This window comes from Vibrio sp. 03_296 (assembly GCF_002265885.1).
The window spans coordinates 1-992 of sequence record NZ_NPKW01000728.1 but is presented as its reverse complement, the minus strand read 5'-3'; the positions used below and the strand labels follow the sequence as shown (position 1 = coordinate 992).

Annotated in this window: 1 pseudogene; it reads right to left on the bottom strand. The window is 45.1% G+C overall.

The features are described from left to right. Window positions 1-78 precede the first annotated feature (78 nt). Window positions 79-992, bottom strand: a pseudogene (locus tag CIK04_RS27450) (RimK family alpha-L-glutamate ligase); the annotation flags it as partial.

The window sequence follows — 992 nt, the reverse complement described above, 5'->3', positions numbered from 1 at the left end:
TAAACAACAAAGCCACTCACGAGGAGTGGCTTTTTGCTATTCAAAGCTTATTGCTTAAAAGTGCATTCAAGCGGGATGTTAAAACCCGCGCATTTGAATGCGGCGTAAGAACTCGGTCATCACACGGTCGTAGAGTAAATCGCCAAGGAAAGCATCTTCAACGTGATGATCAATACTTGGGTTGTCATTGACTTCGATGACATACACTTGGCCATCCACTTCTTTGAGGTCAACACCATACAGACCGTTACCAATCAAGTTGGCGGCTTTGAGCGCAACATCAACCACGTTTTTCGGCACTTGTTCAATCAAGTTCAAACACCGGACGACACTCGGCCACTATTGTGGTGTTGGTAGATTTGCCAATGGCCGCGACTCATCATGTACTTACAGCTGAAAATCGCTTGGCGGTTCAAAATACCAATACGCCAGTCAAAGTCTGTTGGCATAAAGRCTTGTGCCAAAWTAGCTCACTTTTTCAAACAGTCGCTGCCGCTTCTTTTTCCAACTCTTCTTCGTTACGTACCTTCACCACGCCACGTGAGAATGCGCCGTCTGGAATCTTCAACACCATTGGGAAATCCAGCTCATTGAGCAGATCACTTTTCCATTCTGGGTCAAAGTTTTCAAAATAACGCTCGCTGGCGCGGGCACTTTGTTGKTTTTCAGCAATTCAGTGAGAAAGACTTTGTTGGTGCATTTCATGATCGACTCGGAGTCGTCCATCACGATTAGGCCCAGTTTTTCCGCTGTTTTAGCAAAACGGTAGGTGAAGTTACTGATGTTGGTGGTGCTACGAATAAACAAGCCATCAAACTCACCTAAACGAGAAATTTCATCTTTAGAGATGGTCTCTAAGTTCATCCCTAAGCGCGATGCTGCACGTTTAAAGCGTTTCAACGCTTGTGGGCATGAAGGGGGCATTTTTTCCTCTTCATCAATCAGCATCGACGATGTCGTAACGATATTTTTCTCTTGTTTAGGTTTACGCC